General features: G+C 39.3%; 18 protein-coding genes. 10 read left to right on the top strand and 8 right to left on the bottom strand.

Going from position 1 to position 23892, the window contains the following annotated elements:
• Positions 1 to 228: 228 nt before the first annotated feature.
• Positions 229 to 1212, bottom strand: coding sequence for a hypothetical protein (locus tag ACTJKC_RS09570; RefSeq protein WP_440791424.1), 984 nt, complete (start codon positions 1210 to 1212; stop codon positions 229 to 231).
• 168 nt (positions 1213 to 1380) lie between these two features.
• On the bottom strand, positions 1381 to 2517 hold the full coding sequence (locus tag ACTJKC_RS09575; protein ID WP_440791426.1) for a hypothetical protein: 1137 nt from the start codon (positions 2515 to 2517) through the stop codon (positions 1381 to 1383).
• A gap of 78 nt (positions 2518 to 2595) precedes the next feature.
• Between ACTJKC_RS09575 and ACTJKC_RS09580 the strand changes: the two genes are divergently transcribed.
• Positions 2596 to 3627, top strand: a complete 1032-nt coding sequence (locus ACTJKC_RS09580) for a dipeptide epimerase (RefSeq protein WP_440791428.1) — start codon at positions 2596 to 2598, stop codon at positions 3625 to 3627.
• Here ACTJKC_RS09580 and ACTJKC_RS09585 read toward each other — a convergent pair.
• Entirely contained in the window at positions 3605 to 3802 is a 198-nt protein-coding gene (locus ACTJKC_RS09585) for a DUF6358 family protein (RefSeq protein ID WP_440791430.1), read from the bottom strand. The genes ACTJKC_RS09580 and ACTJKC_RS09585 overlap by 23 nt on opposite strands.
• Positions 3803 to 3941: 139 nt before the next feature.
• Positions 3942 to 4259 carry a rhodanese-like domain-containing protein gene (locus ACTJKC_RS09590; RefSeq protein WP_344851617.1) on the bottom strand — a complete coding sequence of 106 codons (318 nt, stop codon included), beginning with the start codon at positions 4257 to 4259 and terminating at the stop codon, positions 3942 to 3944.
• Positions 4260 to 4387: 128 nt separating this feature from the next.
• Between ACTJKC_RS09590 and ACTJKC_RS09595 the strand changes: the two genes are divergently transcribed.
• Entirely contained in the window at positions 4388 to 5512 is a 1125-nt protein-coding gene (locus ACTJKC_RS09595; RefSeq protein WP_344851616.1) for a DUF4407 domain-containing protein, read from the top strand.
• Positions 5513 to 5743: 231 nt separating this feature from the next.
• Positions 5744 to 7051 carry a M20/M25/M40 family metallo-hydrolase gene (locus ACTJKC_RS09600; RefSeq protein ID WP_440791433.1) on the top strand — a complete coding sequence of 436 codons (1308 nt, stop codon included), beginning with the start codon at positions 5744 to 5746 and terminating at the stop codon, positions 7049 to 7051.
• Between the two features lie 193 nt (positions 7052 to 7244).
• On the opposite strand, the gene carB is transcribed toward ACTJKC_RS09600, so the two are convergent.
• Together carB and ACTJKC_RS09610 are read right to left on the bottom strand one after the other, a co-directional pair.
• The gene (gene carB / locus ACTJKC_RS09605) at positions 7245 to 10082 is read right to left on the bottom strand and encodes a carbamoyl-phosphate synthase large subunit (RefSeq protein ID WP_344851614.1); all 2838 of its coding nucleotides are present in this window, start codon (positions 10080 to 10082) and stop codon (positions 7245 to 7247) included.
• A gap of 210 nt (positions 10083 to 10292) precedes the next feature.
• A complete protein-coding gene (locus ACTJKC_RS09610; RefSeq protein ID WP_344851613.1) occupies positions 10293 to 10610 on the bottom strand; it encodes a carboxypeptidase regulatory-like domain-containing protein in 318 nt (105 codons plus the stop codon).
• 435 nt (positions 10611 to 11045) lie between these two features.
• Here ACTJKC_RS09610 and ACTJKC_RS09615 point away from each other — a divergent pair, with 435 nt between their 5' ends.
• The 6 genes from ACTJKC_RS09615 to ACTJKC_RS09640 all read left to right on the top strand — a co-directional run bounded on the left by ACTJKC_RS09615 (position 11046) and on the right by ACTJKC_RS09640 (position 18084).
• Entirely contained in the window at positions 11046 to 11576 is a 531-nt protein-coding gene (locus ACTJKC_RS09615) for an AAA family ATPase (RefSeq protein WP_440791435.1), read from the top strand.
• 808 nt (positions 11577 to 12384) lie between these two features.
• Positions 12385 to 14829, top strand: a complete 2445-nt coding sequence (locus tag ACTJKC_RS09620; protein WP_440791437.1) for a TonB-dependent receptor — start codon at positions 12385 to 12387, stop codon at positions 14827 to 14829.
• Between the two features lie 143 nt (positions 14830 to 14972).
• Positions 14973 to 15617, top strand: coding sequence for a thiamine phosphate synthase (locus ACTJKC_RS09625; protein WP_440791439.1), 645 nt, complete (start codon positions 14973 to 14975; stop codon positions 15615 to 15617).
• 59 nt (positions 15618 to 15676) lie between these two features.
• Positions 15677 to 16969 carry a hypothetical protein gene (locus ACTJKC_RS09630; RefSeq protein WP_440791441.1) on the top strand — a complete coding sequence of 431 codons (1293 nt, stop codon included), beginning with the start codon at positions 15677 to 15679 and terminating at the stop codon, positions 16967 to 16969.
• A gap of 63 nt (positions 16970 to 17032) precedes the next feature.
• Positions 17033 to 17593 carry a thiamine pyrophosphokinase gene (locus ACTJKC_RS09635; RefSeq protein ID WP_344851608.1) on the top strand — a complete coding sequence of 187 codons (561 nt, stop codon included), beginning with the start codon at positions 17033 to 17035 and terminating at the stop codon, positions 17591 to 17593.
• A complete protein-coding gene (locus ACTJKC_RS09640) occupies positions 17590 to 18084 on the top strand; it encodes an N-acetyltransferase family protein (RefSeq protein ID WP_440791443.1) in 495 nt (164 codons plus the stop codon). The genes ACTJKC_RS09635 and ACTJKC_RS09640 overlap by 4 nt, the downstream gene beginning before the upstream one ends.
• Positions 18085 to 18285: 201 nt before the next feature.
• On the opposite strand, the gene ACTJKC_RS09645 is transcribed toward ACTJKC_RS09640, so the two are convergent.
• On the bottom strand, positions 18286 to 20727 hold the full coding sequence (locus ACTJKC_RS09645) for an outer membrane beta-barrel protein (protein ID WP_440791445.1): 2442 nt from the start codon (positions 20725 to 20727) through the stop codon (positions 18286 to 18288).
• Positions 20728 to 21239: 512 nt separating this feature from the next.
• Positions 21240 to 22922: a dipeptidyl-peptidase 3 family protein gene (locus ACTJKC_RS09650; protein ID WP_440791447.1), complete on the bottom strand. Its 1683-nt coding sequence runs from the start codon at positions 22920 to 22922 to the stop codon at positions 21240 to 21242.
• 114 nt (positions 22923 to 23036) lie between these two features.
• Here ACTJKC_RS09650 and ACTJKC_RS09655 point away from each other — a divergent pair, with 114 nt between their 5' ends.
• Entirely contained in the window at positions 23037 to 23873 is an 837-nt protein-coding gene (locus ACTJKC_RS09655; RefSeq protein WP_440791449.1) for an N-acetylmuramoyl-L-alanine amidase, read from the top strand.
• Positions 23874 to 23892 lie beyond the last annotated feature (19 nt).

Genomic DNA, 23892 nt, shown 5'->3' on the forward strand with positions numbered 1-23892 from the left:
CAAAAGAGGAGAAATGTATGTCGAGAATTATAGGAGAGCGTCATAAAAGATAAGAAAAACTCTTTATTTGGAGTTTTTCTTAAAATAAATTTGCAATTGTGGTAAACCTAGAATACGACTGAAGCATAGCGAAATGCCCGCCTGCTACGGGCAGGGAGAGATCTATCAACACAGATTTCTCGGCTGCGTTGCACTCCGCTCGAAATGACGATCGCGCCTAGATAAAACCTAACCTGCAGTTGGCAAATAAGGTTTCTCAAAGAAACTCATCGGCTCCTCAGGGTTTTTAATAATCTCGAATACCACATAGCCCCATGGTTTCCAGAAATTTTCCAGTACCTGTGCATATATTTTATTTTGCCAGACATCAAAAAGCGGTTTGGTCATGTTGCCGCGTAAAGGCATCGCTTCAATATAAGTAGTGCCTTCAACAGGCATAAAAGTATATTCGGGCAGGCGGTTAAAAAGATAGGCAGAATAATAAAAACGGGCACTCAGTTCTTCAAATTGTTCAGCCGTTAAAGCTTTACCTTTTACTTCGTTAATAATGTCCTGATGATAGCGTTTATTGGTGCCGTTATCCTGCAGGCAGGCAATAATGCCAAAATCTTTCATTTTTAAAGAGAAAGTGAGCGTATTAATTTCATCGCGGAAGCTGAATGGCGTTTCCTCATTCTCTAATTTTACAACGGTGATAGACCATGGCGAAAAATCCTCAAACTCCAGGCTTGTGTAAAGGTTTTGCATCATGAAATTCAGGTTGGCAAATTTCATCATCAGCGATTGCGACATATTCAAACCATCAGCGGTCATTTCTTTGCGCAAAGCCGAATGCATTTCGATGTACACAAAACCATATAAAAACTTGCCAATCCAGTTAAAAAGATCCAGCTCCGGCAACGCAGCAACCGCATCGTAACCTTTTGCAAAAGCCGCTTCGATCTTAGCTTCCAGCGGATTTAAAAACTGCTCATTTACCTCACTGTTTACCGGAATCACCAGGGTGTTGTACGAACGGATGCTTTCATCCAAAAACTGGATCTGCTCTTCGCCGGTTAAGCCTGCCTGTTTCAACAGCCATTTTGGTAGCAAAGGCACCTGAATAACAGGAGAATTGAAAGTTTTACCACTTAAAAAGCAGGTTTTATATAAAAAATCGAAATTCTGGAAAGGATTGTATAAGCCGGTATTCATCACTGCAATATTAGCCATTATATTTTAAGGGCTAAGCAACGATGTTTTATTTTAACGCAGGGATTACAACCTCACCCTGTGAGTGGCAGTAGTATAGCAGTGTCCACCGTTTCCCTCTCCTGCAGGAGAGGGAGGTTACTGCAGTAAGTGAAACCCCTTCCTTTAACAGGGTGAGGTGGGTGAAGTCTAGTAATTATTATAATAATATCCTATATCCTCTACCAACTGGTTATAAATAGGCTTGGTAAACTCTAAAAACAGCGCACTTGGTGGCGGCGGCAATTGTTCTTTCCTTCTGGTGATGGCTAATTGCTGGTTGCTTAAAGCCCTGTCATCGCCTTTATAACTGGCCCAGCTATCTCTCCAAACATAAGTGCCAGGAAATTTCTGCTGGTGCACCAGTTTTCTTGTTTTCCAGTCAGTAATGCTCATATCCAATAAACCTGAAGAGGAAATGTTCTTTTCAAAAATGCTTAAAGTGGCTTTTACCGTTCCGTAAACCGGTTTTTTATCGCGGGTTTCGCCAATCACCACACTATCGCGTTTTAGTTTTTCAACCCTTTCTTTTACATAAGTCTGGCCCACTACAAAATCATCAAAATTTAAACTCAATACCTGATCGGGAACAATTTTTTGATTGGTAGCCTGTTCTTCCCCGTAAAAAATCACAAACTTATTCTTCGAGTATTTTGCAATATACTGATCAATCTGCTGCTGAAAATAATCAGCACTTAACTTGTACATGCTGCTGTTTACTATAATCGGCTGCACTACAACCCTGGTTACTGCGGCCCAGTAAGCATCTTCCATTTTTGCTTTGGCATCTTTATAATCGGGCTGAAGGTTTATTGTTTTCTCAAACTCGTAATACGCTTTTTTTGCGGCCTGACGGTTATTTTCCCTTAAATAGCCCAAACCCGAACCATACCTCGCACCGGCAGCATTATATTTACTATCAGCCAGTTCGGTAATGTACTTTGAAGGATTTGGAACAATGGCCAAACAGGCAGGGCAGCTATTGATATCATCGGCCAGCTGATTTATTTTTTGATAATCGTACATCACCGATTCCCACCTGAACAAATCGTTCGACATTTTGGCTTCGTCAATTTTCCGCAAATGATCCTGCAAAGCCAATCCGTAGGCCGTTTTCAGCACTTCCATTGCTTCACTGTTTTTTGGCGAGTTTTGCAACCTGCTTACCGATTTTTCAACCGAAGCATCATAATCACCTTTTTGCAAGGCTTTTTTCCCTGTGGTACATCCTCCAATAATTATTAAGGATAAATAAATAAAATACCGTAATCTTGAAATGTTTTTCATGGCAGGAATATTTGCGTTAATAAACAAAGATAATTTGTAAGACGACAATTACCTCATTTATTTAGAAGACGATTGATAATGAAAATTAGTTGCAAGCAATTTGAGTTAGAGTTAAAACATCCTTTTTCGATTTCGAAATTTACCCGTACCAGTACCCCTTTAATGTTATTAAAGATCGAACACGAAGGCGTTGTGGGGTATGGCGAGGCCTCTATGGTGCCATATATGGGCGAAAGCTACGAAAGTGCAGGTAATTTTCTTAAACTGGTAGATTGGGATAAAATTCAATATCCGTTCAATTTTGAAGAAATTATTGCTTATTTAGATAGCCTTGCGCCTGGCCAACCTGCAATAAAAGCGGCTATCGATATTGCGCTTAATGATATTCAGGGTAAACTATTAAACAAGCCCTGTTACGAAATTTATGGGGCCGACCCGGCAAAAATGCCCGTAACTTCTTACACCATCGGGATTGATACACCAGAAGTAATCCGCGAAAAACTGAAAGATGCCGAAGCATTTAAAGTGATCAAAGTAAAGCTGGGCAGGGATAATGACCAGGAAATTATCGAAACCATACGCAGCATGACCAGCGTACCGCTTTATGTAGATGCAAACCAGGGTTGGGCAGATAAAATAAAAGCAATCGACTTAATTTATTGGCTCCATAATCAGGGTGTGGTGTTAATTGAACAACCGATGGATAAAAATAACCTCGATGGAAATGCCTGGTTAACCGAACGTAGCCCGATTCCATTATTGGCTGATGAAGCGGTGCAGCGTTTAGCCGATATGGATAAACTGAAAGGGGCTTATCATGGCATTAACGTAAAACTAATGAAAAGCTGTGGCATGTACGAAGGTCACCAAATGATTTTAAAAGCCCGGTCTTTCGGTATGAAAGTGCTGATAGGTTGCATGAGCGAAACCAGTTGTGCCACTTTAGCCGCAGCCGCTTTAGCACCATTATGCAACTGGGCCGATTTAGACGGACCATGGCTCACCAAAAACAACCCATTTACCGATCCCGCTTTTGAAAACGGAAAATATATTTTGAAAAATTTACCCGGTTTAGGACTGGAAGGTACTACTTCGGATCTTTTTCTTTAAAAGACTTACGGATCTCTTTTGTTAACTGATACTTGAAATAAAACAAGCAGCAAACCACACCAACCAAAAACGCTGCAGGCAGGTATTTATGGTTATTATAACACCAAACCAATCCAAAAATGGAAAGGATAATGGCGAGGTTATAAAAGATATTTAAAGCAAATTTTTTACCCACAATAGAAGGATTGAATGACAGAATGATTGAATGCGAGAGGAATTGAACGAGTGAATGCTAAATTTGGAATGATAGACTGATTAAACATTCACTCAACCTATCATTCCTTCATTCTATCATTCAAAATTCAATAATTATTTTAATATACTTGCATATTCGGGTCAAAAGCTTCTTGCCAGGCTAAAATACCACCTTTTAGGTTATAAAGATTGTCGTACCCATACTGTTGCTCTAACTGCATTACTGCTGCTGCACTTCTTTTTCCGCTACGGCACTGAATAATTACCGGTTTATCTTTAGCAACCTTATCCGCTTCAATTAAAATTCCGCCCAAAGGGATATTCTCACCATCAAGATTGGAAACCTCATATTCGAATGTTTCACGAACATCAATTAGTTGAAAATCTTCTTTGTTATCGATTTTCTCTTTTAGTTCTTGTACCGATATTTCTTTCATTTTATTAAATGTATTTATGCAAATATAGGAAAATCAGCTTTACACTCCCCATCAAAAAAATGCCATAAAATTTTGCTTAAAACTGTAACAACTGAAACCCTTAGGCGTTTAAATATAAATAGTTATAAATGGACAAACTGAACCGTTTCTTCTGGTTTTGCTCTGGCGCCCACATCCCAACGCTCGAGAAATACCCTTCGGAACAAAATAAATATACCGGCATTGGTGCCACCATCTTTTTTACGGGCTTGTTTGCAGCACTATCTGGCGGGTATGCCATGTATTTTGTATTTAAGGGCACCGATCTGGCCGTAATTTTCGCCATTATTTTTGGCTTTTTGTGGGGAGCGGCCATTTTTAACATGGACCGTTACATTGTATCGAGCATCAATAAAAGTGCAAGTACCAACAAACAACTGCTCCAGGCTACGCCTCGTATTTTGCTGGCCATTATGATCGGTATGGTGATATCGCGCCCAATTGAGCTTAAAATTTTTGATAAAGAGATTAAAGAACGCTTAAAAGTAAGTTACCTTAATGGTCAGCGGGCCAAAATTGATACTTTGAACAAAGCATTCGAGAAAAAATACCAGGTAGAATTTGGCAGGTTAAATCAGCAGAAAGCCACCAGGGATTCACTTGAAAAAGGCATCAAAGCGGACAGACAAAAGCTTAATTTCGAGATTTTCGGGAATAAAACCACTGAAACATCGGGGGTGATGGGCTATGGTCCTTATGCCAAACGTAAGGAAGCAGAAATTGCACAGCGAACCACAGAGCTCGATTCGTTAAAAGCTGCCATCAGTAAATCAGAAAGTTTTGTAGATAAACGCAAAGCATTTGATGGTTTGTTTACCGAGAAATTGTACACCAAAAAGCAATTAGACAGTTTATCGGATATTGCAGGTTTTGCCGACCGCAACTGGGCTTTAGGTCAGCTTAAATTTAATGTAGATGGCACCAGCGATAACAATACGGCCATTGCAGTTACTTTTATCGGACTGCTGTTTATTTTCTTCGAATGTTTGCCGGTTTTTGTAAAACTCATGAGCGCCCGCGGACCTTATGATTATGCCATATCAGATGGTGATGAGGTAGCGATTTATCATTCTAAAAAGGATAAGGATTTCCATTTCGAAGTAGCCGATAATATCCATGAAACCAGGGTAGATTCCGAATCAACCAAAAAGAAAGAAATTATTAAAGGAAAAGCCTACCGCGACCTGGAGAAATACGATTGGGATGGGGAGTAGATGGAAGATGGATAATGTGAGAGGGATGAGGGGGCGAATGGTTTAATAGATAAGGGTAAATTGTAATGTTGAAAGGTTTCAAGGTTGCAAAGTAAAATAGAACTATGAACAAAAAAACCATCAACTATAAACCAATAAGGCTACGAACTATCAGGCCATCAACTAAAAAATCACACAACTATCAGTCAAAAACCTTAATTTTCCCTAAATTCACACCTCTATACTTATTATATGAAGAAAATATTCCTCTTTACCCTTGTCGGAATGGCAAGTTTGCAGCTTAGGGCGCAAAATATTGATAAAATCATCACGCGTGAGTACACCGATCACCTGATTAAAACTTTAAGTGCAGATGATATGCAGGGGCGTGCGACATTTACCCCGGGCATTGATAAAGCAGCTACATTTATTGAGTCAGAATTTAAAAAAATCGGTTTACAGCCTCTAACGGGAGAAAAAACATTCCGCCAGACTTTTAACAAATACCAGGTAGCCAACCAAAGTACCATTGTTAAAATAGATGGACAGGAAATTGCACCGGAAAATTTAATGGTTACGGGCACTACCACCGAAAATATTACACTTGATAAATCGAATGCCACAGTAGTTAAGTTAGACCCCGAAAAGCCTTTTGTAGCTCAGTTCAGGGCTATGCTCAATGCAGAAAAGAGTCAGATTGTTTTGGTCGACAGTAAATTTGCAGATCTCTTTAACCGTTACAGGGATCATTTCAGCAAACCGGCAACTGTTGATGAAGAAGATATTAAAAAAACAACCAGTGCTGTACAGGTTTTTGTTTTAGGTAAGGATGCTGCAACAGATTTTTCAGCCACTTTTAAAAACAAGATTACCAAAATGCCTTTATTCAATGTTGCGGGCGTTATACCGGGTAAATCTAAAGCAAAAGAAATCGTAGTTTTCTCTGGTCACTACGATCATTTAGGTTTTTTAAAACCAGTAGATGGCGATAGTATTGCTAACGGGGCCGATGATGATGCATCGGGCACAACCGCAATGATTGCCCTGGCAAAATATTACAAAGCACAAAAAAATAACGAACGTACTTTAATCTTTGTTGCTTTTACAGCAGAAGAAATTGGTGGTTTTGGTGCAAGGTATTTCTCAGAAAAACTAAATCCTGATGATGTTGTAGCCATGTTCAATATCGAAATGATTGGTAAAGATTCGAAATTTGGAAAAAACACCGCATTTATTACCGGCTATGAAAGATCGGATTTTGGCAAGATTTTACAGAAAAACTTAGCTGGAACGGAATTTACTTTCCACCCAGACCCTTACCCGGATCAGAACTTATTTTACAGAAGTGATAATGCTACTTTAGCCGCTTTAGGTGTTCCGGCGCACACCATCAGTACCGATAAAATTGATATCGATAAATTATACCACAGCGTGAAAGATGAGTATAGCTCTTTAGATGTAGAGAATATCCTTTCTACGATAAAAGCCATTGCTAAAAGCGCTGTAACCATTGTAAACGGAACGGATACACCAACCAGAATACCGAAGCTGAAGAAATAATAAATTGTAAACCTATCAGGTTTTAAAAATCTGATAGGTTTAAGCGCGATCGTCATTTCAACCGAAGTGGAGAAATCTTTTCCGCCAGTTTAAAAGATCTCCCCATTTCGCTGCGCTTCAGTCGAGATAACGAACAAAAAATGGCCAGTGAAAAATCACTGGCCATTGCTATTTATAAACCTTCGTAAGCAGATTACTTACTCAAATACATCGATTTATCTTTGTAAAGCTTGCGGAAGTAAGGATCTTCCAAATCTTTGATGAAACGGATCGCTTCACCTGTTGATTTCATTTCAGGACCTAATTCTTTCGCTACTTCAGGGAATTTCTCGTAAGAGAAAACCGGTTCTTTAATCGCATAACCTTTAAGCTTGCGCACAATTGTGAAATCTTTCAGTTTTGCTGCGCCCAGCATAATTTTAGCCGCGATATTAATATATGGTACATCGTATGCTTTTGCAATGAACGGAACCGTACGCGATGCCCTTGGGTTGGCTTCAATTACATATACCTTTTCATCTTTAATGGCAAACTGGATGTTCAATAATCCACGTACATTTAAAGCCTTTGCAATTTTGATCGAGTATTCTTCCATCGCTTTAGTTACCGTTTCTGATAAGCTAAAGGTTGGTAATACTGCGAACGAATCTCCGGAGTGGATACCTGCAGGCTCAATGTGCTCCATCATACCTACAATGTGAACATCATCACCATCAGAAATCGAATCTGACTCTGCTTCTTCTGCTCTATCTAAAAAGTGGTCAATCAGTACGCGGTTGCCCGGTAAATCGCCCAATAATTTTACTACTGCTTTTTCAAGGTCTTCATCGTTGATAACGATACTCATTCCTTGTCCACCCAATACGTAACTCGGACGAACCAACACCGGATAACCAACCTCGTTTGCTACAACAATTGCTTCTTCAGCATTTTCTGCAACACCATATTTTGGATAAGGAATATTAAGATCTTTTAACAGGTCAGAGAAACGGCCACGGTCTTCCGCGATATCCATATTTTCGAAAGAGGTACCGATAATTTTGATTCCTTTTTCGGTTAATTTCTCTGCCATTTTTAAGGCTGTTTGTCCACCCAACTGAACAATTACACCTTCTGGTTTCTCCAGTTCAATAATTTCGCGTACATGTTCCCAGAAAACCGGCTCGAAGTATAATTTATCGGCCATGTTAAAATCTGTAGAAACCGTTTCAGGGTTACAATTGATCATGATTGCTTCGAAACCTGATTCTTTTGCAGCCAGTAAACCATGTACACAAGAATAATCGAACTCAATACCCTGACCAATACGGTTAGGACCAGAACCCAATACAATTACTTTCTTCCTGTCGGACGGTTTAGATTCGTTCTCCTCCTCAAAAGTAGAGTAGTAGTATGGTGTTTTAGCCGGGAACTCTGCTGCACAGGTATCAACCATTTTATATACCCTGTTGATGCCTAAAGCCTTACGGCGATCGTACACTTCATCTTCGGTAACGTTTCCTAACAACCAGGCAATCTGAATATCAGAGAAACCTTTTTGTTTAAGCGTTACAAAGAAATCCTGAGGGATATTATTTAAAGAGTATCTTTTTAATTCAGTTTCAAGCAATACAAGCTCCTGAATCTGGTTTAAGAACCATTTATCGATTTTGGTAACCTTACGGATCGACTCTAAAGGCACGCCCATTACCATGGCATCTTTTATTAAGAACAAACGGTTCCATGAAGCATGCTCCAAACCGTCCATAATTTCTTCAATATTGCGCACCTGTCTGCCATCTGCACCTAAACCTGCGCGATTAATTTCTAAACTCTGACAAGCTTTTTGCAACGCTTCGATAAAGGTACGGCCGATAGCCATTACCTCACCCACAGATTTCATCTGCAAGCCAAGCTCTTTGTTTGCGCCTTTAAATTTATCGAAGTTCCAGCGAGGTACTTTTACGATTACATAATCTAAAGTAGGCTCAAAATAGGCAGAAGTGGTTTTGGTAATCTGGTTTTCAATTTCATCCAGGTTATAACCGATAGCCAGTTTTGCAGCGATTTTTGCAATCGGATAACCGGTTGCCTTACTTGCCAAGGCTGATGAGCGCGATACACGTGGGTTAATTTCGATGGCGATAATTTCGTCATTTACCGGGTTAACCGAAAACTGAACGTTACAGCCACCGGCAAAGTTGCCGATTGCACGCATCATTTTAATAGCCTGGTTACGCATTTCCTGGTAACAACGATCTGATAAGGTCATTGCAGGCGCAACAGTGATCGAATCTCCTGTGTGGATACCCATCGGGTCGAAATTTTCGATCGAACAGATAATGATTACGTTATCATTACTATCCCTTAATAACTCCAGCTCATATTCTTTCCAGCCTAAAACCGCTTTCTCTACCAGTACTTCGTGTGTTGGAGAAGCTTCTAAACCACGTTTTAAAGCGGCATCAAATTCTTCTTTCTTATGTACGAAACCACCACCAGAACCACCTAAAGTGTACGAAGGGCGGATTACCAATGGATAACCGATTTCCTGTGCGGCTTCTTTACCTTCCAAAAATGAATTGGCAATTTTCGATTCAGCAACACCTACACCGATATCAACCATTAACTGGCGGAAAGCTTCACGGTTTTCTGTTTTTTCGATTGCAGCAACATCTACACCAACTACTTTAACACCGTATTTTTCCCAAACACCACGTTCTTCAGCTTCTTTACAAAGATTTAAGGCTGTTTGACCTCCCATTGTAGGAAGTACCGCATCAATTCTAGGTAAATCTGCAGAGTCGATATGCTCTTGTAAAATAACCTCTATTGAATCAACAGTTAACGGGCGCAGGTAAACATGGTCACCGATAACCTTATCCGTCATAATAGTAGCCGGATTGGAGTTGATAATGGAAACGGTAATCCCTTCTTCTTTTAAAGAAAGGGCCGCTTGCGAACCCGAGTAATCAAATTCACAGGCTTGGCCAATGATAATTGGTCCAGATCCTATAATCAGTACTGAGCGGATGGAAGTGTCTTTAGGCATGATAAAGCTTAAACAATAATTAAAATTCTAAAGTATCAGGGTGTTTTAAACCCAGGAAGCAACGAGATTTTGTGCTTGTAAGAAGAAAAATCCCAACTGTTCTGTCGGGATGCAAAGATACACCTTTAGAGGGATTTTATGCTGATTTTTTTAAAATAAAAAAGAGGGTTTACTGAACCCTCTTTTTAGATTTTTCTTTCGTAAAATTCGCTACTGTTGCAATTTAATTTCGCCTAAATCTGTAGTGGCGCTATCTTTTACGGCAACCTTTTCTATCACAGCATCTTTATATGGTGCATTGGCTTTTATCACCACGTTATAAACACCTTGTTTAAGGTTGGTGAAAGTAAAAACTCCCTGATTTACTTCGGCTCTAAGCGTGTCTGTGGCAGCTACAAGCGTAACAGATGATGCAGCATCAACCGGGCTAATTTTTCCGATTATTCCGCCCTGTTTAATATTGGTAAATGCAATTGCACCCAGGGCAAATACAATAATCAATGATAATACAACACATAATTTTTTCATGGTATATCGTTTTAGTGTGATGTCCGAAATAAATAACACCATTTTGTACAAATAGTTTTAAATAATGAACACCCCAAATGCATATTGTACTATAAATTATACACGACTGTAAAATCAAAATGTACAATATTACCGCAAATGTTAATTAGTGTTAAAAGAATTTCGAAAAAACAGCTTCACGCGTCAGAATTAAGTCACGAAGTTGTGAAGATCCCATTATTGGCAATAATGTTGTAATAAGCAGAACATATATGCGTTTTGTATATACTTTAGACAATGATCTAAAGCTTCCTCCGCGGATTAGTTACCCGCAATGAGGATTTCTTCATAAATAGTTTGTTTGGTTTATTATCCGGTTAGAGGAGCCCTCCTCAACCGGATTTTTTCTTTTAAGGCTTTTTCCTTTACATTTGGATGTATTCAGAAAATTTTATCGTGAATAAAAATATCAAAAAAATCGCTGTTGTTGGCCCGGAAAGTACGGGAAAATCTACCCTATCTCAATGGCTGGCAAAACGCTACAAAGTTTCGTGGGTGCCGGAATATGCCCGTTATTACTGCGAAAACCTGGTTACGGATTATACCCTGCAAGATGAAGAAAACATGTATTACGGACAAGTAGCCCTCGAAGATGCCATTTTAGCCGTTACCGAAAGCGATTTTATCATCTGCGATACCACTTTTGTTACCGTAAAAATATGGAGTGATGAAGTGCTGGGCGAAACACCAAACATAGTACTGGATGCTTTGCCCAAAAGGCCTTACGATTTATACCTGTTAATGGACATCGATTTACCCTGGCAGGATGATCCGCTACGAGATTTCCCAGATAAACGTGAATATTTTATGCAGGTTTGGCATAAAGAACTGCAGGTGCTTAATGCCAATTACAAAGTTATTGGCGGATTGGATGATGAAAGGGTAACGAATGCGATTAAGGCTATTGATGAGTTTTTGGGGAGATAATAAAATCAATTAGGTTTTTTTAATTTTTGGAAACGATTGTCAGTAGTTTTTGGCGGCCGGCAGTCCCGCCATCCGCTTTACTCATCCCGATGCTAATTTAGTGCCGATTCATCGGTAAGAACCGGGATTCGTGTTCGCTGCTATCGGGTTTATTTAACAGCGGTTTGTTACCATGGTGCTGAAACACGAACCTTACTGATGGGGCACCATAGGTAAAATAATTTAACCACAGATAAAAAGGATGCACACAGATATAAAAATCCATGTTTATCCGTGTGCATCTATGGCTAAAAATGAAATTGCTCGATGTGAACATCTGGTGATCATCTGTTAATGGTTTTACCGGCCCTGCCACCTAAACCTGATTGAAGTGGAAAGCCCGGATCCCGATTTTTCATCGGGAGAGGACTTGAAACGTAAAGCAGGACTAAAAATGCCATGTACACAGAACCGATCATTTTCTAAACATAAAAAAACGCTCTTTTTTAAATAATACTGTCAATTTTTGCCCGGTTAACCTATAACGCATTAAAAACCATCTGAATTGCCAAATATTTTCTACATTTGCCTCATCATTAGGGGTGCCTTGTTTAAATAAACACAAAAACAGGCTGAGATCATACCCATTTTGAGGTAAAAGGTAGAAGGTAAAAAGGTAGAGGGTAAAACCATCAGCCTTGAAACCCTCCATCCATCAGCCTCGAATGCACCTGATCCGGGTAATGCCGGCGTAGGGATTGGAGTTATGGAAGTTTAACTGAAATCGGGGAAGCCCCTTTTCCGATGGGTTTAACTAAAAACAAAAACATTGAAAAATTTACTTTTTGCAGCGCTTATTGCAATGCTACCGTTCTTTGCATCGGCACAGTTTTCGGTTACGGGCAAAATAACCGATCATAATCAGCAAGCCCTTCCGGGTGCCACGGTTAAATTGAGGAATCAGAAAACAGCTGTAATGAGCGATGCCGGCGGAAATTATTCCATCACCAACCTTTCTAACGGAAAATATACCCTAATAGTAAGTTATGTAGGTTATAAATCAACAGAAAAAACGGTAGAACTTACGCAGAACACTACCCTGGATTTTAGCCTCGCGCCACAAAATTTCCTTACTGAGGAGGTAATTGTTCGCGCAACCCGTGCTACAGATAAATCGGCAACTACTTATAAGAATATCAGCAAGGAAGAAATCCAGCAGAATAACTTCGGGCAGGATTTGCCTTTTATCCTGCAGAATACCCCTGGCGTAGTGGTTAACTCTGACGCCGGTGCCGGTGTGGGTTATACGGGGATCCGGATCCGCGGGAGCGATAACAGCAGGATCAATGTAACGGTGAACGGTATTCCGATTAACGATAGCGAAAGCCAGGGAACATTTTATGTAAATATGCCCGATTTTGCTTCTTCGGTTGATAATGTACAGATCCAGCGCGGGGTAGGTACCTCAACCAATGGTGCAGGTGCCTTTGGCGCGAGTTTAAACATCCAAACCACCGCCAGCGAAACGGAACCTTATGCGGAGGTAAACAGCACTTATGGTAGTTTTAATACCTGGAAAAATACAGTAAAGGTAGGAACAGGTTTGATTAACAACCGCTTTAGCTTTGATGGCCGTTTATCGAGGATCAGTTCTGATGGTTATGTTGACCGTGGATCATCGTTGCTAAAATCGTACTTCTTATCTGGTGCCTACCATGGAAATAAAGATTTGTTGCGTGTAAATGTTTTTTCGGGCAATGAGAAAACCTACCAATCGTGGAACGGCATCCCGCAATCACGTTTAGAAAATGATGTAGCCGGAATGAATGCCTATATCGACAGAAACGGATTAAGTGCCGAAGATGCTGCAAACCTTTTAAACTCGGGCAGAAGATACAACAGTTTCCTTTATAATAACCAGACGGATAATTATACTCAAAACCATTATCAGTTAATTTATGCCAGACAGTTTTCTGATCAGTTTTCTTTTAACGGGGCATTACATTATACTCAGGGACAAGGGTATTACGAAGAATACCGGGTGCAGGATGAACTGAAAAACTACGGTCTAAACTCTGTTGTTATTCCAGGAGGAACTCCGGTTACCAATACCGATTTAATCCGTCGCCGCTGGCTGGATAACGATTTTTATGGGGTTACCTATGCTTTCAACTATGTGCCGGAAAAGAGTTTAAACTTTACTTTGGGTGGTGCTTACAACGAATATAAGGGAGCACATTTTGGCCAGGTAATCTGGGCGCAATATGCATCAAACGGAAACATAGACAGGCATTATTACGATAACGATGGTTTCAAGACCGATTTTAACGTTTATGGTAAGGTAAACTACAGTCTGGTTGAAGCTTTGAGTTTATTTGCCGATTTACAGTACCGCCGTGTTTATTATGATATTGCCGGAACAGAAAACAAATTGAATACCCTGGCGATTAACCAAACCCTAAATTTCTTTAATCCTAAATTTGGCGCTGCTTATTTTATCAATCAGCAAAGCAATGTTTACGCTTCGTTTAGTGTGGCCAATAAAGAGCCTAACCGCGATGATTATACCGATGCAACGGTAGGCGTTACTCCTAAACCGGAGCACCTGAACGATGTGGAATTGGGTTACCGTTTTAAAAATGATCAGTTTAATATTGGCGCTAATGCTTATGGCATGTTCTATAAAAACCAGTTGGTGGTAACCGGAAAAATAAATGATGTGGGTGGTAACTTCCGCCAGAATGTAGATAAAAGTTATCGTATGGGTATTGAATTAGACGGTTCTTATATCATTAGCAAACAGTTTATTGTAAACGCCAACGCCGCATTTAGCCGCAACAAAATCAAAAACTTTACCGAATATTATGATGATTACGATAACGGCGGACAGGTAGTAAACAACTACAACCTTACCGATATTTCATTTTCTCCAAACACGGTGCTATTTGGCGAACTGGTTTATAAACCTGTCAGTGGTTTTGCTATCGCATTACAAAGCAAATATGTTAGCAAACAATATTTAGACAATACGCAGAACAACGACAGAACCATTAATGGTTACTGGGTAAATAACGCACGTTTAGGTTACGATTTTAAATTTGCCGGCGTTAAAAATATTAACCTTGGTTTATTGGTGAATAACCTTTTAGATAAAAAATACGAAAGCAACGGCTATACTTATGGTTACCAATCGGGCGGTAGCAGAATAACCGAAAACTTTTTCTACCCGCAAGCCGGAACCAACTTTTTACTGAGTTTGAACGTTAAGTTTTAAGAAAGGCCGAAGCTGAGAGACTAAAGCCTAAATAAAAACTAAAGCTAAAAATCGCCATTTGAAGATCAACTCTCAATGGCGATTTTAGTTATATTGCCCTCCTGATCTTAAAAATCTTTTTTAATCTTAAAAATCCTGATCCAATGAAGTATATCGAAAAATTTCAGTACATCACACACGATATTCCACACTTAAGCCATATTGAACAGGTACAGTTAGCCTGCGAGGCAGGAGCAAAATGGATCCAGTACCGTTGCCTGAGTAAAACAGATGAAGAACTTTTGCAGGATATTAATGCTATTGCAGAAATCTGTGATGATTGGGGTACCACATTAATCGTTACCAATCATGTTCATTTAAATGGAAAGGCCGATATCCAGGGTTTCCATATTGAAGATATGAATGCTGATTTTACAGTTTTGCGTAAATTGGTAGGCAATGATATTACATTAGGCGGTTCGGCAAATACACTTGAGAATTTAATCAGACTGGCTAGCGAAGGTGCAGATTATGCAGGGTTTGGTCCATATGCAGTGACTGAAACCAAGCCTAACGATTACCCGCTTTTGGATCTCGAAGGTTATCAGCAAGTCATAAGGGAATTAAAAGAAAAAGGAATCGATCTTCCGGTATTGGCGGTAGGGGGCGTTAAAATTTATAATGTAGAAGCTCTAATGCAAACCGGCGTTTACGGAATAGCCGTTTCCGGAGCGGTTAATTTTGCTGATGATTTTATAGAAGCTTATCAGGATTTTTACAGTTTAGTTAAAGAAAGTGCTGTTAATTAACATTTTATAGTTTGATGACCGTTGGATAATTTTTAGTTTTGGGATAAACCCAAACCAATATGTCTGAAAACGCGCTTCAAACCAGCCTCCCATGGAATATTTATAAAAAAGTATCCTTTAGGTTCTTTTTTCTGCTGTTATCACTTTTTATTATCCTGAACAATAACGGCGCTTTCATGGTGCTGTCGGGTGTATTGCAGTTGCCTGGCTTACTTCTACACGATTTTATTCCCTGGTTCTCCAAACATATCATCCACTACACTTACGATTTTAGCATCCATACCAACGGAAGTGGCGATACCTCATATGACTGGGTATTGTTGCTGGTTATGTTTTTTGTTTCGGTTATAGGTTGTATTATTTGGTCGGTTTTAGATCGCAAACGCAAGAGTTATAATGCTGCATATTATTGGCTGGTGGTGCTGGTTAGGTTTTACCTGGCTTTAACCTTATTACTATATGGAGCGGTAAAAGTAATTAAGCTCCAGTTTCCTGATCCTTCGCTAAACAGGTTGCTTCAGCCATTTGGTGATGCCTCTCCAATGGGCCTGGCCTGGACCTTCCTCGGTTTTTCAAAAGGATATAATCTTTTTATGGGCATTGTAGAAGTTTCTGCGGTTTTACTATTATTCCGCAGAACGGTAATTGTGGGTGCATTCCTGTCACTCGCAGCAACCGCTCATGTAATGTCGATGAATTATTTTTTCGATGTTCCTGTAAAACTACTCTCTACAGCACTTGTAGTAATGAGCCTTTTTATTTTAGCTCCCCACTTTTTAAAATTATACCGTTTCTTTATTAAATACGAAAGTCAACAGCTCGATCAAATGTACCGGCCAACCTTTAAAAAACGATGGCTTTATATTTCGGCTTATAGCTTAAAATACCTGTACATTACGGCTTCGGTTATTTTACTCCTATATTCATTACTTCAGCAAAGAAAAACTTATGGCAGCGCCGCTCCAAAACCATTTTTGTACGGTATTTACAATGTAGAAAACATGAAACTTAAAGGCGCAGTGTTACCGCCATTAACTACCGACAGTACCCGATGGAAACAGATGATTATTAGCTATGAGGGTTATGCTAAGGTTAAAAAAATGAATGATAGTATCGTCAATTTCACCACGGTTTTTAACCAGAAAAAGAAAGAACTGGTATTAAAATCCACCGCTAAAGATTCACTGAAATATGTGCTAAACTACAATCTTATCGGGAAAGATCAACTTGTTATTTCGGGCTTGAGAAATAAAGATTCTGTTTCGGTGAGTTTTAAAAAGAAAGACCTGAAAGATTTCAGGCTCATCAACAGGGGTTTTCATTGGGTAAATGAATATCCTTACAACCGCTAATCATTTTACCCGGAGCTGATTCTTCGTGTATGCTTCTTAATGTGAAATTTCTATATTCGCAGTATGTCTTCACATCACATTGTAAAAGAAAAACAGGAGCCGGCTTTATTTATAGAAGAGCTTGGAAATTTTAACGAAGAACTTTTAGGTCAGCTGTTAGAATGGAGCCCAACCTTATTGGTTAATGGCGAAAATTATGATAAAATATTTTCTCTCGGTTTAAAAGTAGATGTTTTAGTAAATGGCAACGGACAGGAAGTACAGGAAGACACTAAAATAATTCAGGGGCCTGTTGATGCTTTAATGGTGGCCATTAATTACCTGTACGAAGAAAAATATCCTGCAGTAAATGTGATTACGCGCAAATTCGATTTAGAAAAATATGCAGGCTTTGAAGATAAAATCAACCTGGTTGTTTTTACCGAAAGGGCTAAACATTATCCGATTAAATCGGGATTTTCGGTTTGGAAACCTGCAGGAAGCGAGTTTTTGATCCACGGCAACCGATACCTTGAGGTAACCAACCTCATGCAGGATGAAGACGAAATTTTTAAAGTGGTTAACGATGGTTTTGTAGAATTCACCTTTTCGGGACAACCTATTTTTATTAGTGAACCGATATGATTACCCTTAGAAAAGCAAAAGAAGAAGATTTAGAAATCATCAGGGATATTGCAGCGGCTACCTGGCCTTCAACTTATTTAGATATTATCGGACAGGCGCAGATTGATTACATGCTGGATAAAATGTACAACAGAGGCGAACTGCTAAAGCAGTTAATGGAAGGGCATATTTTCCTGATCGCCGAAGAAGGCGAAAATCAATTTGGCTTTGCAGGTTACTCCATCACCGGGCATGAAGAGCGGATTTACAAGCTGCACAAACTTTATGTATTGCCATCAGCACACGGTAAAGGCGTGGGTAAAATTTTAATTAATGAAGTATTTAATCAGGTAAAAGATGCCGGTGGAAGTGCTTTACAATTAAATGTAAACAAACATAATAAAGCCAAAGATTTCTACCTAAAAGGAGGTTTTACCGTTAAAGAATCGGTGAAAATCGATATCGGCGGAGGTTTCTTTATGGATGATTATGTAATGGAGTACAGGTTTTAACACCTCTTAAATTCCCGTCATTTCAAGCGGAGTGCAACAAAGTCGGGAACCACGTAAGTACTCAGCGAAGCTAAATCTATCTTGGGATAGATCTCTCCCTGACCGTAGCAGGCGGGCGCTCCACTGCGTTTCAGTCGAGATAACGACTTTTTTTTTAACGAAAAGCCTCAAAATCTTAACAATTCTGAGGCTTTTTTATTCCTAATTCTTCATCCTTCCCTGTTCCGATTCAGTTCCGGTTGATCTTCGGCGAGCCGGTTTAATCTCATTCTTGCCAAAGCGGTAAGTAAAACTGATCCGGCCCACCTGACTTTCATTTTTCTGACGCACTTCGTAGGTTAAACCAGAATATATACTCGATAAATTGGTTTTATAGGTATTAAACACATCCGATAAAGCCAGTTTTAAACTTGCTTTTTTATTAAATAACGTTTTACTTAAACCAGCATCGATCGAGTAGCGGGGTCTGATCGCAAAAGTGCCATAATCAAGCGGCGATTCATAACTGCCATTCAGTTCTGCCGTGAAACCGCTCATAATAATAAAGGTTTGCTGCGTTTTAAACTGAAAAGATGTTTTTCCTGTTTTTAATTCTTTCCCCGACAAATCCGGCGCCTGGAAACTCAGGTAAAAAACATTTAAATTATTATTCATCTGCCACCATTTAGTCACCTGAACAGGGATATTCAAATTGGCGTTATAGCTGATGTTTTTAGCAAGGTTTGCATTGGTTTGGTACAGGGCTTTTTGAGCAGTATCTGGCAAAAGCACTTCCATAATAACGTCGTTAACCCTGCTGTATCCAACTGATAACATATATTTTTGCAATAAAGTGTAACTCAGTTCGAAATTATTGGTGTATTGCGGGTTCAGAAAAGGATTCCCTTTGTTATAGGTGTATTGATCAAGGTAATACACAAAAGGATTTAAGGCATCGTAACTCGGGCGATCGATCCTCCTGCTGTAAGAAAAGCCCAACTGGTTGTTTTTGGAAAGCGTTTGCTGAACAAACAATGTTGGAAAGAAATCCCAGTAACTCCGCTCCACAACGGTATTGGTGGTGATCAAATTCCCTTTCGAGTTGGTTTGTTCCATCCTTAAACCAATCTGTACACTCGTATTTTTAAACTGTTTGTTTAAATTGGTATAAGCTGCATTTACGTTTTCATCATAAATAAACTGGTTGCTGCGGCGTACATCGTTCTGCCAGTTATTGTTTACAAATTCTTCGGCCTGAAGGTCGTTATTGGTTTTAACCCAGCTGCTTTTTACCCCCGCCTCTAGTTTAATGGTTTTAGTTAACGAAACATTGTAATCAACTTTAAATGCTTTAATATCTATAATAGATGGCGTGTTATTTCTGGTGTACATAATAGGTCGCATCCTGTCGCCATTAGCAAACAGGTAATCGTTATCATACTTCGACCCATCATTTCCGTTGTACCTTGAATAATCTACATCAGCAGAAATTTCCGATCCAGCGGTATCTAAAACCGACTTATAGTTTAAATTGTAAGAAAGATTATTGTATTTATTGGTTTGCAAAGTATTCGAAATCAGTATGGAATCTGTTTTCTGAAAAGAAGGACCAATTAACGTATTATTTACCGAGGCCTCTGTACCGTGGTTAAAGTAACCGTTTACCAATACACCAATGGTATTTTTCTTATCGATAAAATAATCTAAACCTGCTTTAAAGTTATTGTTCTGTTGCTTTCTTAAACTGCTGCCAACCTGCATAAAATAGGTGTCCGGTGTTCCGTTTGAAATCCGGTCGATGTCAATGCGGTTTTCGCGCTCGTTCCTGCCATAATTATAATTGCCAAAAAGATTCAGTTTTTGTGTTCTATGATTAAGGTTTAAACCCGCATTGCCCCTAAAGTTTTTTCCATATCCGGCTGTTCCGGTTAAACTGCCGTTTGTACCACCGTTTTTATTTTTCTTGGTTTTAATGTTGATGATTCCCGAATTACCCGAAGCATCGTATTTTGAAGAAGGATTGGTGATCAGCTCAATACTTTCGATTTCTGAACTTTGCATATTACGGAGTAAATTGGCCACATCGGCGCTGCTCATGTAAGTCTGTTTTCCATCCAGCTGAATCAGTACACCCTGTTTACCCATCATCGAAATTTTATCGTTCTGATCTACCGTTACACCTGGCGCTTTTTGCAAAACTTCCAGCGCAGTAGAACCGGTCATGATTGCACTGTTAGAAACGTTCATTACGATCTTATCCATTTTTCTTTCGATTAACGGTTTGGTTACCGCTACACTCACTTCTTTTAGGTTCTGGGCTGTTGCAACAAGCTGTGCCGTTCCAAAATCCACTTTCTGGTTATCTTCTGTTAAAACAATGATTTTACTTTTCAGCGTTTTATAACCCATATTGCTGGCTTTATAAAAGTAGCTTCCCTTGGAGGCCACATTAAAGCCAAAGGTTCCGTTCGGATCAGTAAAAGCTGTTTTAACAATGCTCGAATCAGCCGCTTTAAAGAGTACAACTGTAACATAATCGGCAGGTTTTTTATTCTCATCCAAAATTATCCCGCTGATGTTGGCTTTGGGATTTGTTTGTGCAAAACCTACTGTGGCAGTTAAAAACAGTGTTAATGTTAACGATATGGTGTAAAATATTTTCATTTTCAGGTTTTTATTATCTTAAAAAAATGGGCAAAAAGATTCCACAACGCTTTTACATGCGCTTTTTACTTTGTGCTTGCTTATTTAAAGTTTAGCTCGGAACGAAAGGTTCCCCATTGTTTAGTTATAAATAAGACGACCGTTTTTTGAAAAGGTTACAATGATTTTGAAAAAGTCTTTAGTCCGAAGTCCCAAGTCCTGAGTCGGACGTCCGATGACGGAAGTTTAGCGCTATAACTTCGCAGTAACTAATGAACAATCTTTTTAAAAAAGGCACGAAGACACCAGGAAGTTTTCAGCTGGCAATTGGCAGTACTCAAATCCAGATCATGCCAATTAACCCCCCTGAGCGTTGCCGAAGGAAACAATTACCCAAATAAAAAATGGCCAATAATCAATTGCGATTACCAATAAACTAATGGCCAATGGCAAATGAACCAATAAAAAAGCCACAAATCAACAAGTTTAAATCTGCTAATTTATGGCCTTTAGATCCCTTAAATGAGAAAATATTATTTTACACCCAATACATCAACTCCTTGTTCGAAAACAACATCAACCGGAATATTCTTTTTGGTTAAGCGGTCAAGATCGGTTTGAAGTTCCGGATGGATAATTGCTTTTTCTTTTTGCGCTTTTTCTACCGCAACTTTATCGCCATTGCCCTGAAGGGTGATAATAAATGCACTTAAATCGTTCATGGCAGTTGCAGATTTCTCAAAATTAACCTTGTACGTACCTTTGGCAGTACGTTCGAAAGCTCCTTTTTCCTGGAAATAATTAAAACACTGCATGTTGGCTTTTCCATGCGCTTCTGATACCCCAAAGCGCACCGAGCGTAAAATACCAGCCATAAATGTGGTGTAGTAATCTTTAATATCACCTTTTAATTCGCCTTTTTTAAGCAGACCGGTTACCATGTACAAGCCTAAAATATCGGCCTTACCTTCTTCTAACCAGCTATATTGTTCTTTTAGTGCTGCACGTACAAATCCTTTTCCGGTAATGGTTTTTTTAATACCCAACCCGTGTGCCACTTCATGAAACATGACGTTAGCAAAAAAAGCGTCGAATTTAATGTATTGTTGCTGATCGGCATCAATCAGTTCTTTAGAAATCGGCACCAGAATCTTATCAAATTTAGCCTGCATCGCATTTTTTAACTGCGAACGGCGGGTACCTTTTTCCTGTTGTATTTTTTCATCGTTCGGAAGGTTAACGGCAATGGTTTTCGATCCCGCGTTACAGTCACCGGCATAATAAACCACATCGTATGCATTAAGTTCAGAATCTGTACCCGGGGTTTCAGCTTTATATTTAGCTGCAACAGGCAGGTTTTTCTGCAACTCAGGCAACATTTTAACATATTTTGCTAAACGTTTGCTCCACTCTTTATCTTTAATTAAAACATAAGCTTCGTAACTGGTACGGGCATTAAAGAGTTTATCTTCATAGTTTTCAATCGGACCGATAATAATGTCCAACCCATTGGTTTTCATATCCAGCCAGGCATAATCACTCGCCGTAAAATTATCTGTAACCAGGGCATCAGCCCTTAAGTTTAAATACTTTTTCAAACCTGCATCTTCCGCAATTAAAGCAGCCTGTTTAAGGAGAGAACTTACGCGCTGCAATTCTGAAGCATACAAAACGTGGTAAGGAACAGTAGATAATTTCCCCGTACTATCTTTCTGAACCACAGAATATGCACCAAATTTATCAGCCAGGTCAGATTTTTCTATCGCGTCCTTTGTAATTCCATAAGGATAAAAAGAGGCCCCTTCTGGTTTAGCACCCACGCCTTCAACAAAAGGTTTGTCGTTATTTAACCTATCCCAGGGACCATAATTGATATTTAAGAAATCACGTGTTTTTTCATCTTTAATGGTTGCCAGCAAGCTATCCCTTTGCGGATAGGCCTGTTTCCAATACAGCTCGTCCATAATTTCTGCCGCCTGGATCAGCAAAGGCAAAATTTTACGATCGTTAACACTTAATTGGTTGATATTGGTAGTGAGCTTAACTTTTTCGTAAATGGCCAGACGCTGAGCAACATAATTTGTCAGGCTATCTTTTTGTATTGTTACAGTGGCTTTTCCATCTGCAGGTTTATTATCGCCTGTACAAGATGTTATTGACCCGGCCGAAATAGCAATTGCAGATAAAATCAGGGTTGATTTGTATAAATTCTTCATATTAAAGTATATCGCTGCTAAATTAGTAAATTTTGAAAGCTTTGTATAAAGTTTGATGTATTGACTTAAGTTTCCTATAACTTTGTAACTTCATCCCATTAACAATTCATGCCCATGTTATTTTCCAGATTATCAAAGTCAACATCTATTTTATCTTTTTCTCTCGTACTCATTTTATCGGCCTGTAGCACCAATAAATACGCTGCAACAGAAAAAATATATAAAGATAAGGCAAAAGATTTTTCGAAAATAATCGGCACTACTCCTCCGGTTGGTCAGCTTTATGATTCGTTAGAAGCAACAAATCAGGAGTGGGTTGGTTCTGTAAATTTTGGGATACGTAAACCAAATTTTGTGGTGATCCACCATACGGCGCAAGATAGTCTGGCACAAACGATTAAAACATTTTTCTCTACCAAAGCAGGTACCAGTGCACATTATGTAATCAGCAGAGATGGTAAGGTAGTACACATGGTTAACGATTACCTCCGCGCCAACCACGCCGGAATAAGCAAATGGGGCAAAGATACCGACCTTAATTCTTCATCGATAGGTATCGAACTGGATAATAATGGATTAACAGACCCATGGCCGGATGCACAGATTAATAGTTTGCTGAAGTTATTGGCTACATTGAAGAAAACCTATAACATTCCAGCCGCAAATTTTATTGGCCATTCCGATATTGCGCCAAAACGTAAAAACGATCCGAAAAATTTCCCCTGGAAAAAACTCGCTGATAAAGGCTTCGGTTATTGGTATGATGATGTACTAAAAAACCCACCTGCTGATTTTAACACCGAAATGGCTTTAAAATATATCGGTTACGATACCAGCAACCTGCCGGCAGCAATTACAGCTTTTAAAATCCATTTTATACAGAGTGATATTACACCGATTTTAACACCGGTTGATATTTTGGTGCTTTATAATGTGTATGCGAAGTACTAGGCGGGTGGCGTTCGGCGGT

It is taken from the genome of Pedobacter sp. 22226, from assembly GCF_052045455.1.
Lineage (GTDB): Bacteria > Bacteroidota > Bacteroidia > Sphingobacteriales > Sphingobacteriaceae > Pedobacter > Pedobacter jeongneungensis.